The organism is Alteromonas sp. ASW11-130, assembly GCF_026183735.1.
Lineage (GTDB): Bacteria > Pseudomonadota > Gammaproteobacteria > Enterobacterales > Alteromonadaceae > Alteromonas.
Window position 1 is genome coordinate 335,817 of record NZ_JAPFRE010000027.1, and the last position, 15,267, is coordinate 351,083.

9 protein-coding genes are annotated in these 15,267 nt (G+C 43.6%); 6 read left to right on the forward strand and 3 right to left on the reverse strand.

The genetic code is table 11. The annotated features are described in order from the left end of the window. Positions 1-3 precede the first annotated feature (3 nt). Complete coding sequence (locus OPS28_RS10695) at positions 4-546, forward strand: hypothetical protein (protein WP_265609443.1); 543 nt, start codon at positions 4-6, stop codon at positions 544-546. Between the two features lie 141 nt (positions 547-687). Here the strand turns inward: OPS28_RS10695 and OPS28_RS10700 are convergent, their stop codons facing one another. The 3 genes from OPS28_RS10700 to OPS28_RS10710 all read right to left on the reverse strand — a co-directional run bounded on the left by OPS28_RS10700 (position 688) and on the right by OPS28_RS10710 (position 8,193). Next, positions 688-1,698: a GGDEF domain-containing protein gene (locus tag OPS28_RS10700; protein WP_265609444.1), complete on the reverse strand. Its 1,011-nt coding sequence runs from the start codon at positions 1,696-1,698 to the stop codon at positions 688-690. Between the two features lie 666 nt (positions 1,699-2,364). Next, positions 2,365-3,543, reverse strand: coding sequence for a hydroxymethylglutaryl-CoA reductase (locus OPS28_RS10705; protein WP_265609445.1), 1,179 nt, complete (start codon positions 3,541-3,543; stop codon positions 2,365-2,367). Positions 3,544-3,600: 57 nt separating this feature from the next. Then, positions 3,601-8,193: a S8 family serine peptidase gene (locus tag OPS28_RS10710; protein WP_265609446.1), complete on the reverse strand. Its 4,593-nt coding sequence runs from the start codon at positions 8,191-8,193 to the stop codon at positions 3,601-3,603. 479 nt (positions 8,194-8,672) lie between these two features. On the opposite strand from OPS28_RS10710, the gene OPS28_RS10715 reads away from it, so the two are divergent. The 5 genes from OPS28_RS10715 (at position 8,673) to OPS28_RS10735 (ending at position 15,213) form a co-directional block, all read left to right on the forward strand. Further along, the gene (locus OPS28_RS10715) at positions 8,673-9,860 is read left to right on the forward strand and encodes a thiamine pyrophosphate-dependent dehydrogenase E1 component subunit alpha (protein WP_265609447.1); all 1,188 of its coding nucleotides are present in this window, start codon (positions 8,673-8,675) and stop codon (positions 9,858-9,860) included. Then, positions 9,860-10,837: an alpha-ketoacid dehydrogenase subunit beta gene (locus OPS28_RS10720; protein WP_265609448.1), complete on the forward strand. Its 978-nt coding sequence runs from the start codon at positions 9,860-9,862 to the stop codon at positions 10,835-10,837. Before OPS28_RS10715 ends, OPS28_RS10720 begins: the two co-directional genes overlap by 1 nt. A 10-nt stretch (positions 10,838-10,847) precedes the next feature. After that, positions 10,848-12,443, forward strand: coding sequence for a dihydrolipoyllysine-residue acetyltransferase (locus OPS28_RS10725; RefSeq protein ID WP_265609449.1), 1,596 nt, complete (start codon positions 10,848-10,850; stop codon positions 12,441-12,443). 159 nt (positions 12,444-12,602) lie between these two features. Continuing rightward, positions 12,603-13,379 (forward strand): 23S rRNA (adenine(2030)-N(6))-methyltransferase RlmJ, encoded by a 777-nt coding sequence (gene rlmJ / locus OPS28_RS10730; protein ID WP_265609450.1) that lies wholly within the window; start codon positions 12,603-12,605, stop codon positions 13,377-13,379. A gap of 4 nt (positions 13,380-13,383) precedes the next feature. Next, positions 13,384-15,213 carry a protein kinase domain-containing protein gene (locus OPS28_RS10735; RefSeq protein WP_265609451.1) on the forward strand — a complete coding sequence of 610 codons (1,830 nt, stop codon included), beginning with the start codon at positions 13,384-13,386 and terminating at the stop codon, positions 15,211-15,213. The last annotated feature ends 54 nt before the right edge of the window (positions 15,214-15,267 follow it).

The following is a 15,267-nucleotide window of genomic DNA, read 5'->3' on the forward strand; positions in this document are numbered from 1 at the left end:
ATCATGCTAAATCAACCTGTGCTTCAGCATCGCAAGACGTCCCTGTCAATTGCTATTATCATTCCTTTCGTAGCACTGCTTATACCGTTTATTGCATCGCAATCGAGCGCAGAGTTCAATTGGAGCGTAACTGATTTTGTGCTTGTGGGTACAATGTTGCTGGTTGCTTCACTAACGTTCTGGTTTCTCTCGCATAAGGTAACTAGCCGATATTGTAAAACAGGGATCGCAATTGGAATCTTAGCGTATCTGGCGGCTATGTGGGCAAATCTTGCGGTAGGTATTGTCGGGAACCCCGAGAATCCAGTCAATCTGGTGTTTTATGCTTTATTATTAATTAGCACGTTTATTACATACTTAGGAAAATTTAGCTCAAAAAAACTGATACTCGCTATGCTAGTTCCTTTGATCGGCTTTTTAGTAATGGCGAGTGTAGCATTTTTTTATAATGAGCCCGTTCATGTACAATTTATCTGCCTTAGTTTTTCGTGTATTTTTGCTATGAGTGCCTGGCTGATTAATACCGGCTCCCGTTTTAGATTGTAGGCTAGGTTACTGGGGACCGTGACAGACGGTCTCCTTTTTTCTCCTATAGTCTTAAATACTATTATCGTTTATGTAGAAGCATTGAAAATTAACAGTCGTGTCACTTTGTCGTTCTGAACTGTATGTAAACAATAGCCGTTGTTAATCAAATTCTTCGTCGTTGGCGAAAGTTTGATTCCGACCATGCTGTTTTGCTTTTAATAGATATTGTTCAGCTCTTCTCATCAACGAATGGCAATTATCATGTTCGCTCAGGCCGGCGATTCCAAAACTGGCGGTGACATTAGTACCTTGCAATAAATACAGCTTCTCTATTGATATGCGCAATTGCTCTGCTACTAAATTTGCTTTTTCCTTTGGAGCATTAAAGAGCACCACTAAGAATTTATCATCAGAAAGTCGGTACAATAAATCTACTTTTCTACACCGCTGCTTTAGATAATTACTCACTCCCTGTAGGACGCCGTCTGCAATATCTTGTCCGTATTTTTCATAGATTTGCTTTAAATGATCAATTTCTAGTATCAGTATAGAAACCGGAATGAGAGTTCTTTTCGATTGCTCTATAGTCGTAGTCAACTCATTTTCTAATGTGCGCTTATTTCGTAAACCGGTAAGTTCGTCGGTGACAGCTAATTTTTGCAACTTCTGCTGTTGATTTACTATCATCCGAATAAAAATAGCGGTAAATGAAGCTACCATAACCAATGCTATTGATAGTCGGAAAGAAAGAGAGGTGTCGAACGTTAGCCAAATATTCGGGATAAGTATTGCTAACATAATGGTGCTTGCTATCCAGGCCCTGCGTTCCGGAAGCATAAAAAAACACGCTATCACGGCCGGAAAGCACCATAAGCTTCCATACAATCCTTGGGTGAGTAGGGACTCAAGTAAGAAGACAGTCACTATAGGAACTAAACCAAACAAAATAATGTCGGTGTGATAACGTTTATACCTATAGGTACTTAGTGCATTCAGGGCTAGAACGGCAATAATACCGATAGAAAAAATGGCTAATACAGATTGACCATTTAAGAGGAGACTGATAGCAAAAGGTAAACCCGTTACGATAAATACGCTAGCAATACGTAGCGAAGATTTATACAAAAATTCATCTTCTGCGATCGATAAACGCTGAAACCACTTCAACAAAAATATACCTACTTTATCCGATAAGAGGGGTATTATTGTAGATGGTTTGAACACAAAAAGTAATGCCGCATAAAGACTTAGAAAAACCTATAATCGAAAAATATCAAACGTATTTATTCCAGGGGCCTTTTACAATTCCAATTCGCTGTTCATTTTTCCATTGCCGAAATCAATTTCCTTAGATCTTGCATAAGCGCGAAAACATATCTTTGCTTCTTTAACTAAAAGGGTTATTACTTATTACTCATTACGGGTAGTTCTCAGCATTCTTCGAACACAGTTACCCTTATTTCTACGTAAGCCTACGCGTTAGACTGAAGGTTTTACTACTTTTAACAAGCCAATTTGTTAAGACCCTTTAAAAGCTATAAAGAAATGATATCGATCGTATAGTGTAAAGGAAAGCAGGGCCAGAGTGTTTCCCCTATGGGTTAATACTGGAACCAAATAAAGGATGATAATAGTGGCCATCGTAACTAGGCTAACGATATATAGTGTTTAACAGGATGTTTTTGCGGCGAGCAGAATATCCTCCCCCACGTATCTGCAATATGCATAGCCATTATTTCGTTAGTTGTTTTTTGCTGTGTCGAGGAGTGGGAGAGAAGTGTTTGAATAAAATAAAAAAGTGAGACGCACCTTATAAAAAGGTGCATCCATTTAGTATTAGTCGCGATTACGGCCTAATTTATCATGGCTGGAAACCCAATGACCGGCAATCACTGCGCAGGCCAAAGAAATATCACCAGCAAGCACAGTCGCCGCCACAATTTCCGCGAGTTTGTTCGCTTTTCCTTTACCGTAACACCCAAGTAATTCTAGACATTCCCGTTGAGTAGGCAACCCCGTGCCCCCACCATAAGTCGCCACAATTAAAGAGGGCAGGGTAACTGATAGGTAGAGATCACCATTGGGTAAAAGTTCATGGGAAAGAAGCCCGGCATGCGACTCCACTACATTGGCTTCATCTTGTCCGGTAGCGATAAATAATGAGGCAATACCATTTGCCGAATGGGGGCCGTTATAGGCAGCACCAGCGAGCATTGCTCCCATATTTGCTAGTACTGATGAGCGTGCCATAACGCTGGTTTCAACTTTCATCATTTTACGCATGATCTCTTTATCTAGCGTGATTTCTGCAACGACGCGCTTTCCGCGTGAATGTAGCATGTTTAGGTGAGAGTGCTTTTTATCTGTATCCATGTTTCCAGATAGTAAATATTCACAGTCACCGGGGTAATGTCGCTTTATCCATTCACAGGCCGCTAACGTAGCCTTACCCACCATATTCTGACCCGCTGCATCACCGGTTGTATAATTGAATCGAACATAACGTAAGCGGGAAACTGACCATTGCTCTAAATGTTGCAGTTTACCAATAGAAGTGGTGCTTTCTGCCGCTTGGCGGATCCCCTCCATGTTGGCTTCCAGCCAATTCCCAAAATCGCGGGCTTCTCTGGCGTCGCTGAAAATGAACGCAGGAGCCCGCTGCATATATTGTTCTACCACGGTGGTTTTGACCCCACCACATTCATTAATGACGCGCATACCTCGGCTATAACTTGCCACTAATGTACCTTCAGTAGTAGCAAGAGGAACATAAAAGCGTCCTTGCGCATGCTCACCATTAATATCTAATGGACCTGCTACACCCACCGGCATTTGTACGATGCCAATAAAGTTCTCAATATTTCCGGGCAGTACATTCGGGTCTATGGTGTACTCGCCAGTATACTTTAGCTCTGCACCCGTCTGTTCGCGCAAAAAATCCCTTCTAATTTCAGCCTGTTCGTTACTATGATCATTTTGTCCATCTCTAGGGATACGATACCGCCCATCACCCATATTGCCTCCTAAGATAATTAGAGAAGTATTTAGAAAATGCTGGAACCGTTTCCAGCATTAATGAAAGTTTCTTCGATAAAGCAAAGGTAATACCAATAAAATAAGCCAGCTAACGGAACCACCGCCCCCGCCACTAGAATTGCCCCCAGAAGAACGCGAAATAATGGTCACGGTTACAGTTTGAGAGACACTATTGACACCATCTGTCACTATCACAGTAAACGTCATGTTGGCTTGATTTGGGGCGACTCGAGTAAGGCTATTGCCTGCAATACCATTTATTGTGAATGACAATGGATCTCCATCAGGGTCGGTAGCCGACGCTGATACGGTAAATGACTGTCCAACCGTAACTGTGTTGGGAGCATTTACTGTTAATACCGGCGGCTGGTTAACTGAGGCCAAGGAAAACGTATTGGTATTCTCTGCTTGTGTGCCGGGTATGTTTGTCACCTCAGATCGGGCTTGATAAGACGGATGTTCGCTAACGCCCGTCCCAGCTAACGTAAGCTTCAGTGAAGCGGGTTTGGTTATATCATCAGTATAATAAAAGCAGATTTGTCTACCATTTACGATCTGACTTTCAACACTGCCAACTTCATTTTGACCCTGCTCAAAATAGGGTAGATGAACCAAAGTATTACCACGGCTACCGGTACTGTTTTCTAATCCCACAGATGCGGGTGGTACGTAGTCGTGAATAACGTTGGCGTAAGAAAATATTATTTGTGGTTCGTTAGAACTAGCATTGTTATTAAATACAATTTGGAAATCAGCTACATCTGCGAAGGTATCTTCAATGTTATAGAGTTCAAAGGGGAAGGTGACATTATCCCATTCTATGACGGTTACGCCATCCTGTTGACTTTCCGCTATCGAAACGGTCGCTCCATTCTGTATATCGAGAAGCCAATCGCGCCAAAATGGTGCAACTACTCCATTGGGTGCAATAGCATTGGGCATTAGTTGATTAATCCAGGGTTCGCTACCAACATCACTATTCACACTCACGAAACCATCATCGGAAACGGTTAATGAGTTGTATTGCCTGCCAAAAAGACTAGCTGACACCGCATACGAGTTTAGTACGGTGTCACCGTCCATTTCCGTTGGCTCAATATCGAACTCCTTAAGATCAATGTACCCCGTTCCCGTTCCAAGATCAGGGTTTTTGCAGTTTGGATCTGTTGCATTCGTCGTCATTCGATAAGTTGGTTCAAGACCAAAAAGGGAGGGTTGGGTCAGTCTCCATTCCAGCGTGCTGCCCTCAATTCTTACATCCCCGGAGCCTAGAGCAGATTCAACCTGTACGTCGGAAGGCAGGGGCAAGGTAACAACATAACGTCGATCTTCGGGGGTAAAGTTTGCCATAACGTTTAATGTAATTTGTTGGGTATCATCAGTATCTGAATTACTCGCCTCTCCAGCTATAAAGACATCATCTTTGCCCCTAATAATATCTACTGGAATCGCACCCAATATAGACGGATTGTTGCTGTCCGTGCCTAAAATTAGCATTCCAGAATAGCGTTTACCCCTCTCGCTATTTTCCAAGTCCCATAATACCCGCATATCGAATAATTCAAACCGGTCTACACTTGACGGGGCAGTTGCCGACAGCTTGGTAGTCGGTATATTTTCCACGATGGAAGTGGATAAGGTGAAGTCATCTATAGCCGTATCAGAAGAAGCTCGCCAGTTTTGTACAATAATTAAGTAATCTCCCTGTTGCGGACTCTCAATGCTGATATATTCATCTGACGTTGATGATTGACTAAATTCTACGACCTCGGCTTCGGACGGCCTTCCATCGTTGTTGGCGTCGAAAACGACAAATAAATCTAAATCCGGTGCACTTGAATTACGCGTTTCAACAACCAATCTCAGAGCGCCAGCAGGTACCGAAATATTCTGAATATAAATACCGTCGGTTAAATCGTCGAGAAAATCACTATTATCCGAGTCCTGTCCGATACTCGCAGTCGTGTCATTTGGTGGATTTAATCCATAGCCAGTGACTTGAAAATCGGTAATTTCTATGGTGCTTAAATCGCGGACCAAATATGAGTCGTGGTCGCGATGAGATGTGAAATTAAGCGTCTCTGGTAAAGTCCCGTTTGAAGGTTTAACAGAAACGGGAATGTGTAAATCAGGTGACGTAGGCGAAACCATTTCTACAATTCCAAAACGCCAAACGCCAGACTTAGCCTGTGAGGCATCGGCAGTAATGGTTAATACCTGCGTTTCACCTTCACTTAGAGTAAACTGCGTAGGCGATACCGAGAGGTTTAAATTTTCAGAAAGCGATGCGCTTGATACTAGCCAACTCCCATCCTTGGTAGCGGTAAACGTTCTTGTCCAACTACATATACCAAAACATTCCGTATCGGTTACCGAAGGCAAATTTAATGTTCTAGGTTCACCGCCTAGCTCAGGGTCAGCGGCTGCGTAATTCGCGCCAGTTTCGTCCATTACCAGACCTGAACGAACAGCTAAATCTACCTGTATTCTACCAGCGCCTATATCAAACCAGTCAGCATCAGAAGTACCGTCTTCTTTCAATAAGGCGGTACTTGCAGTCATCATTAACGCTGAGCGTATGTTATCTGGAGACCAGTCGGGATGTTCCTGTTTTATTAATGCAGCAGCCCCAGCGACATGCGGACTGGCCATTGATGTTCCAGAAAGGTAAGCATAATCTGCGGGTGCGGAGCCAGTTTCATCCTGGCCATACTGTTGATCAGCATATGCGGCATAAATATCGATCCCAGGGGCAGTTAGGGCAGGCGTCAGGGTACTAATAGAGCGATTAGGCCCTCGTGATGAAAAGTCGGCTGTAATGTCAGCGAGTTGTTCGTCAATAACTAATTCCCCTTCTGAAGCAGTTATTGTAGCCTGATGCCCCGACCCAGTTGACAGCCAGCTTAATAGGCGATTTCCCTCTGATTCATTAATATGAATGCCAGGGATAACATAAGCATCGTTATTTAGTGATGTTTGCCCGTTTTCCACGTTGACCAGTACAAAGCCGCTGGCCCCGCCTTCGGCCACATTTATTGCTTTATCTACGCGGGCAATTTCTCCTCGCTCACATACGACTATTTCGCCGCTGAACGTTCCAGGAGGAAAAGGTTCAAGACATTGGGCTGGATCGGTACCAGGCGCATTGATATTCGGATAGTCTCCCGCATAAACAATTGAAGCGGTAATTCCGCCTGTATTACTTCTTCCTTCGATTGGAGAGAGAGAGGTGTTCCCCCCCGTAAAGTCAGTGAGATATTTGACATATTCTACCGATCGGCCTGTAGAGGCTGCGCCAACCGCGGTGACCCATGGGGCATGTTTAGCGGTAGAGAAGGGGGTAGGACCTTCATTGCCCGCTGAATGCGCTAAAAATATACCCGCGTTCCGAGCAGATAACCACGCCGCGTTTAATGCCCCTGTCCACGGATAGCCCCCGCCTGATATAGAGAAATTGATGACATCCACTATTCCAGATTCTATGGCATCTTCCACTGCCGCTACCATGGGTGTGCCAAGGCACCCTCCATAGGTGTCACCTGTATTTCCGGGCTGGCAAACTTGGTATGAGATAATATTCGCATGCGGGGCTACGCCAGAAATTCGGTCAAAGACGAAGCCAGTGGGTTCACCATCGCTTTCATTGCTGCCCAATTCCGGCGTTACCTCAGGGACATTAAGCAAAACATTCCCAGCGGCCGTGGCGGCGGTATGCGACCCATGACCATTGTAATCTTCACCATTTTTCGGCAAAGAAACTGAAAATACATCGCTGTCATCGTAGACGCTGGTAATTTCAGGATAAGAGTAAATACCAATTAGTTTGTCATTACATAACGCTGAAAACTCTCCAGCACAATCACCGAGGTAGTTACCCGCGCCGAGGGGGTTAGTGTGGTTGTAACCATCTCCACCAACATCAGCAAAAGAAGGGTGATCGCTATTTATACCGGAATCGAGCACACCAATAACCACCCCTTCGCCTTCACGACCTACCCCACTTTCAGTAGCGGTACCATTCCATACAGGCTGCGAACCGATCAATAAGGGGCCAGTATCGGTGTCTAATTTATAAAGACGGTCTCGTTCCACATTACGTACACCCTTAATTGTAGCCATTTTTTCAGCTTCAGCAGGCGTGGCTAAAACGGCAAACCCGTTTATTGCATATTGAAAATCAGCGAGGCGCTTGTATTGCGCTACAGTCGCTTGCAGTTTAGTTTCTACTATTGATTGCTTTTTTAGCAATTGTGATTTGTAGCTTTGTGCCTGGGTAGAGTGAATATCTACTATGTTGCGGTCATCCCCGATCGGTCTTTTACTAGCAGGTAAAGAATGCCTCGTCTGTTTAAACAAAATTCCTTTCGGTTCATTCATTAATGCAACCGGATTGTCTTCAAGTTGGATGAGGTAGATAAACTTTTCAGAAGACCCACTGGGTACACCGTGGTGCGACACAACCTTACTGTTTTTTGTTAAGGCATACTTTTTTGTGGGTAAAGTAACAGGGGAGGTAAGCTGAATCGCTTGCTGTAACTCATTGGGAATCTGGCTGCCATCGTCTGGAGCAGGGTGAACTGACATTGACATGAATGCTGTGGTTATAGCCCAAAAAAGTTTATTCTTCATATTGGTAATCTCCTACTTCCTTATACCAATTCACTTGGTGACATTACTCACCCCAAATCCGATAGTTTCAACATAACTTTGTACGCGCAAAAAGCGAACTCGCGATTAAATTTGTTTAATTATCGCAAAGGATTATGAACATTTGCTTAATTACAACAACATTCGTTAATGCTAATTAAAGCGATGGAGGGTTACGAGAAAAATATCCATTAAACAAAAAAACATTGTTAAAATGTTAAGCAATTCACATAGAATTTAACATCGATTCATAAAATTAGGATACTTATCTTAAATATAGCCGTATTTTTGGAACGAGTTTATTCGCAGTACGGTTTCGTATCAGTAAATAGCAAGGTCTTTTATGCGGCTATGATCTAGCATACACACACTTTTTAGAATTTACTTTTCAGATTTACATTGAAAAATGTACTTAACCTGAATTCGGGTTTCTAACCTCACACCTATAAGAGGAATGTATCGTGCAAGACAGAAATCATCTCGCGCGGGTATCAACAACACACCAGGTCAATGTGATTGAAAATGGCCTAATTGATATTCCGATGCTACAAATTCTTCAACCTGATGGGAGCGTGCACCAAGAAGCCGTTGCTCCGGAACTCGATCAAGATACAGCCACTAAAATGTATAACACTATGGCGTATATCCGTGTTCTTGATGAGCGTATGGTCGCAGCCCAGCGCCAAGGAAGAATTAGTTTTTATTTGGCTAGTACAGGTGAAGAAGCGGCAGCGGTAGGTAGCGCCGCGGCGCTATCTGATAATGACATGATAATGTCACAGTATCGCGAGCAGGGGGCCCTAGCTTATCGAGGTTACACTACTGATCAATTTATGAACCAAATGTTCAGTAATGAGAAAGACCCTAATAAGGGTCGACAAATGCCAATTCACTACGGTGACAAGCCACTAAACTTCATGACTATTTCGTCTCCCTTAGGCACCCAGATACCCCAAGCATCTGGTTACGCTTACGGACAAAAGATGGCGGGTAAGGAAGCTATCACCATTTGTTATTTCGGTGAAGGCGCGGCTTCGGAAGGCGATTTTCATGCAGGCTTAAATATGGCGGCAGTTCTTAATTGTCCAGCGATATTTTTCTGTCGAAATAATGGCTATGCCATTTCTACACCAGCCGACGAGCAATTTGCCGGTGATGGAATTGCTTCTCGTGGGCTAGGTTACGGAATTAAGACAATACGTGTGGACGGCAATGATATTTTGGCGGTGTATGCTGCTACTAAATTAGCCCGTAAGCTAGCGCTAGAGGAAGAATGTCCCGTTCTTATTGAAGCCATGACTTATCGTCTTGCGGCGCATTCTACTTCAGATGATCCTACCGGGTACCGTTCCCGGGAAGAAGAAGATAAGTGGCGCGCGAAAGATCCTATCCAACGCATGGAAAAATGGTTGATCAGCAAAGGATGGTTTGATGAAAAAGCGTCACAAAAGCTATTGGACCAAACCCGACAGGACGTTCTCGCTGCAGTCAAACGTGCTGAAAAAGTTGATATCCCACCTATAGAGGACATAGTCAACGATGTCTATGCTGAAGTGCCATGGCATTTGAAGGATCAGCTAGAACAATTGAAATCGCACATTCGTCAGTATCCGGATGTTTACCCTAAAACTTCAGGGAGAATTAAATAATGGCGAAGATGAATTTATTACAAGCTATTAATAGTGCCCTGATCACCGTAATGGAGCAGGACGAACGGGTAATGGTGTTCGGTGAAGATGTCGGCCATTTTGGCGGGGTGTTCCGTGCCACCAGTAATTTACAACAAAAGTTTGGTAAAGGCCGGTGCTTTAATACACCATTAACAGAACAAGGCATTATTGGTTTTGCTAATGGTCTTGCTTCACAGGGGTCTATCCCGATCGCTGAAATTCAGTTTGGTGATTACATTTTCCCAGCTTTTGACCAGATCGTTAATGAAACAGCTAAATTCAGGTATCGTTCGGGCGGTCAATTCAGTTGTGGTACGCTGACGATCCGTACACCTTATGGTGGTGGCATTGCTGGCGGGCTGTATCACAGCCAATCTCCCGAAGCGTTTTTTGCCCATTGTCCGGGGTTAAAAATTGTCGTTCCCCGCAACCCATATCAAGCGAAAGGCTTGTTATTAGCATCTATTCGTGACGATAATCCTGTGTTATTCATGGAGCCCAAGCGTCTTTATCGTGCATCTGTTTCGGATGTTCCTGAAGATGATTATGAATTGCCGCTAGGAAAAGCCGATATTGTTCAGGAAGGCCAAGATATTACCTTGCTAGGGTGGGGCGCGCAGATCGAGATCTTGCAAAAAGCGGCAGAAATGGCGCTTGAAGATGGCGTATCTTGCGAAATTATTGACCTGCGCAGTATTTTACCGTGGGATGCTGAAACGGTTGCTGAATCGGTAATGAAAACGGGCCGTTTGCTCATTAATCATGAAGCACCACAAACGGGTGGCTTTGCAAGTGAAATTGCAGCTACTATTCAGGAAAAGTGTTTCTTGTATCTTGAATCACCCATTGCTCGTGTATGTGGCCTGGATACGCCGTATCCATTAGCGCATGAAAAAGAGTACATGCCTGATCAGTACAAGACATACGAAGCAATAAAACGAACGTTAAAGTACTAAGGGTAAGGTGATGACTACAGAATTTATTTTACCTGATATTGGTGAAGGTATCGTTGAATGTGAATTGCTCGAGTGGCTAGTCGAAGAAGGTCAGCACATTGAGGAAGACCAGCCTGTTGCAGAAGTAATGACTGACAAAGCAACGGTTCAAATTCCGGCAATGCATTCTGGTACGGTTAAAAAATTACATTATAAAGTGGGTGATATCGCTAAAGTGCATTCACCCTTATTCGCGATTGATATCGATGGCGAAGAAAATACGGAAGTGGCAATCGAGCCAGCTCAAAAGTCAGGTGGTGAGAATAAAGAAGATGTTTCAGGAAATGCCCCAGGAAATTCGAGCACAGAAGACTTTATTTTACCCGATATAGGGGAAGGTATCGTTGAGTGCGAAATTGTTAAATGGCATGTGGCTGAAGGCGACACCATAGCAGAAGATCAGCCCGTGGTGGAAGTGATGACGGATAAGGCTGTAGTGGAAATTCCTGCCAAGCACGCTGGCAAAGTGGCCAAACTGTATCATCAGCAAGGGGATATTGCTAAAGTTCACGAACCTCTATTCGCTTTAGAGGTAGAGAATGGCGTCGATGCTTCGCCACAAAAAACATTTGAGGCCCCCCCTAAGACTAGCGCCGAAAAAGCGTCTAAGGATACGCAGCAACGCTGGCCAGATGGCGCTTATGAACCCCCTGTAGTAATTCCCGGGAAGGTTTTAGCCAGTCCTGCGGTAAGACGTATTGCAAGAGAACAAGCTATTGATCTTACGCAGATATCGGGTTCGGGTAAGAAAGGACGTATTTTAAAAAGTGACGTTCAACAACTAGCCAAGCCTGCGGCTGATCCTGTGTCTCAACCGTCCAAAACATCATCTTCTACCGCAGTACCCACTATGGCGAAAGGTGAGACACGCACCGAAAAGGTTCGGGGAATTCAGGCTGCAATGGCTAAACAAATGGCGGCGTCGGTTTATACGATACCTCACTTCACCGTAAGCGATGAACTGCGTATGGACGCTTTGATCGCGTTACGTAGCCAGCTTAAGCCAGTATTTGAAAAACGGGGTCTGAAACTCAGCTTTATGCCATTCTTTGCGAAAGCACTGTCTCTTGCATTGAACGATTTTCCCATTATCAACTCGCAGCTAAACGATGATGCTACGGAACTTACCTATTTCAGTGATCACAATATCGGATTTGCCGTTGATTCTAAAATCGGTTTACTGGTGCCAAACATCAAAGGTGTTCAAAACCTTACTTTGATTGAAATTGCAGAAAAAATGCAAAATATCATTGAACAGGCAAGGGAAGGAAAGCTTAGTGGTGAGGCGCTTAAAGGCGGAACCATAAGCATTTCAAACATTGGCGCAATTGGCGGAATGACTGCAACGCCAGTGATCAATAAGCCAGAGGCGGCTATTGTTGCGTTAGGTAAAACGCAGGCATTACCTCGTTTCAACGAAAAAGATGAGGTGGAGAAACAGCATATCATGCAAGTCAATTGGTCGGGTGATCATCGAATTATTGATGGAGCCACTATGGTTAAGTTTAATAATTTATTTATGAGCTACTTAACTAATCCCAACACTATGTTAATGCATATGCGATAAGTCTATTCGGGCAGGGAGATTTTCCCTGTCCGAATTCCTTCGAACAAGGTAAACTGAAAATATACAGTCCTTTTAATTTTAATTACCTTGTTAAGTTATAAACATATTTTCCATGCTGGTAATCATGCCGATGTAATAAAGCACCTTTGTTGGCTAGGGGTGATTTCTTATCTCAAAAATAAAGATAAACCCTTTACGCTTTTCGATACGCACGCTGGTGCTGGACTCTATCCCCTGGATAGTGAACAAGCGCAAATGAATAGCGAATTTAAAACGGGTATCAGCACGGTTATCCACGCCACTTTCGCTTCTGATCTTTTAACACAATACCAAAGTTTATGCGCATCATATTGGGATGACTATAGTTATCCCGGATCGCCGCTTTTAGCCGCAAACCTGCTACGTCTGAAGGACAAATTACAGGTTATGGAGCTACATCCGAATGAAGTAACCAACTTAAAAAATACACTAAAACAATTTACGGACAGTAAAAAGGCGCACGTTCATCACCGGGATGGTTTAGAAGGTTTGGTCGCAATGGTGCCTCCTCCTTCGAAACGAGGCGCGGTGCTAATTGATCCCCCTTATGAAAGAAAAGAGGAATATCAGGCGGTAGTGAAGAGTGTTTCTACCACGCTTAGAAAGTGGCGGAACGCGCAAATTATTATCTGGTATCCACTATTGTCAGATAGAGCGAAAGGAAAAACTGGATTAAGTGAACGATTAGTTGATGATATCGTAAAACTAAAATGTGAAACCTTGACCGTGGAACTTATAGTCGACCAAAAATCCAGTGACACCGGTATGTATGGTTCAGGCGTGTGTATTGTCAACCCTAGCTGGGGGATAGACAAAAGCTTAAGTGAAGCGCTTGATGAATTTTGTCAAATTGCAACACCGGCGGTCAACCGAATTCAGTGGTATAACAGGCAGTAGCGGTATGCCCAATCCCAAAGCGCTAAAGCACTTTTATATCCCTGAAGAGCAGTCGATCTATCTACTTTCCCATCAGGATGCCAAAAAATTAAAGGACTGGGTTGCCTTATGCATGGAGCAACTCACACACTTAGGATATCGTAAAATTCATTACATAGGAAAAGGTGCCTTTGGTTTTGTATTTGGCGGAGAAACACCAAACGGACAGCATCGGGTGTTTAAGTTTTCTCGCATCAACCTACCGCAACATGTACAGGATCGGCTCGAAGAAGAAGCCTTCATGCTTTCTCACGTCAACCATGAGCAAGTACCCGGCTTGGTCGAATTTCAGCACGTAGGAAAGCAATCAATATTAGTTATGCAAAGGGCGTTGGGCAAAGATCTGGAACAGGTCAGTTTAGAGCAGGGGCCCCTTTCTCCGCGAATAATAGTGAAGATTGCGGTACAACTCGGGGAAATACTGCTTACGCTGAAGAAGCATGAGGAAAAGGGGGCATTTAAACCGCTGGTGCATGGTGATATCAAGCCTTCTAACCTTGTATGGAATGAAGTATTAGAAAAAGTTGAATTGATCGACTGGGGGTCTTCAGTATTTGCACAAATGGATGAGACCGGCCAGTTTATCGGTAACAATGTGATGGATTTGATGTCGGGAGACATGCAACAAACCAATGCGCGTTTAGGTGATATCTATTTTATAGGTGATGAGCAATTAAATGGCGCCTTATCATCTCCTCGTTTTGATGAGCAGGGCTTAGCAAGTACCCTCTACGCGCTTGCTTCAGGACAATCGTGTCGCTTCGGCAAAAATGTTATTACCCCTGAATCTCTAGGATTGCCGAAATTATTCGCTAATATTCTTGCCAATATGCTAAGTGACGACGTGAGAAAACAGCGGCAGGGCGGAGATTATTTTTTCAATAACTTGCATGTATTAAAGCATCTCGTTTTTAGCGAAAACGATAGCCAGAAAAGCGCTTCATTAATACCAACCTGGCTGGGACACAGTGATAAAAGTATAGAAACGGTAGTATATAGTTCTCGAAAATCTTTTCTTCGATTACGGAATGACGAGCACGAAAAAGAACTTAACTACATCAATGATGCGCAATTTGATCGCTATTACAAAAACTATATGCAAGGTATGGGCGCCACTGAAAAGGCATTCATCGCTGCTGTTAGTAGACTTGGACGCTATCCGGTAGTAGGCGGAGTTGTCATAAGATGGGAAGCCGACGGTATCTACGTGGATTCAAGCTTAAATCTTTATAATGAAAGTGTGAAAACTGCGTTTGAGCTAGCGGTGAACAATGTCATCTATTTGGCTAGGGCAATTCATCGACAAGGTGTATTTAAATGTTGTATGTTCAATGCAAAAGATACCCTGCATATAGAAAGAATGATGCCAAGCGAGCCCTTTGTGCCATCTGATGCTTGTCATATCCCTTTTGAATTATCAGCCCTTTCCGTTACACATGATCAAAGCCGTACCCATTCTTATTTTGAAGACGGCCAGGATCCGGACGAATTACTGCAATTACCTGAGGTGATGATAACGCTATTGAAAGAGCTGAATCGGATCCATCATACAGGTTGCATCATTTTCGAAGCATTACCCACCCACTTGAAGATCCACAGTTATTTTATGTTACTTGATCATGAAAGTGAGGGTAGATTTAAACAATTATTGGAACAAATAGTGAAAGCCGTGCCGCGCATAGAAGGGTTGGGTATTTCGGGTTTTATGAAGCTTCCTTATAAAGACACGCGACATTTTGATCACAAAGCCCAACTTCCAGAAAAGTATTATCCTCGCAATCCGAGGGCATGTTAATCTAATCAGGCGCTGTTACGTTTTTAATCTTGTACTAACTAATAAAAAGAGAGT

Excerpts from the sequence above, each read along its gene's own strand:
- OPS28_RS10725 (WP_265609449.1), top strand. The coding sequence starts at position 10,848 with ATGACTACAGAATTTATTTTACCTGATATTGGTGAAGGTATCGTTGAA.
- OPS28_RS10705 (WP_265609445.1), bottom strand. The coding sequence starts at position 3,543 with ATGGGTGATGGGCGGTATCGTATCCCTAGAGATGGACAAAATGATCAT.
- OPS28_RS10695 (WP_265609443.1), top strand. The coding sequence starts at position 4 with ATGCTAAATCAACCTGTGCTTCAGCATCGCAAGACGTCCCTGTCAATT.
- OPS28_RS10735 (WP_265609451.1), top strand. The coding sequence starts at position 13,384 with ATGCCCAATCCCAAAGCGCTAAAGCACTTTTATATCCCTGAAGAGCAG.
- OPS28_RS10720 (WP_265609448.1), top strand. The coding sequence starts at position 9,860 with ATGGCGAAGATGAATTTATTACAAGCTATTAATAGTGCCCTGATCACC.
- OPS28_RS10710 (WP_265609446.1), bottom strand. The coding sequence starts at position 8,193 with ATGAAGAATAAACTTTTTTGGGCTATAACCACAGCATTCATGTCAATG.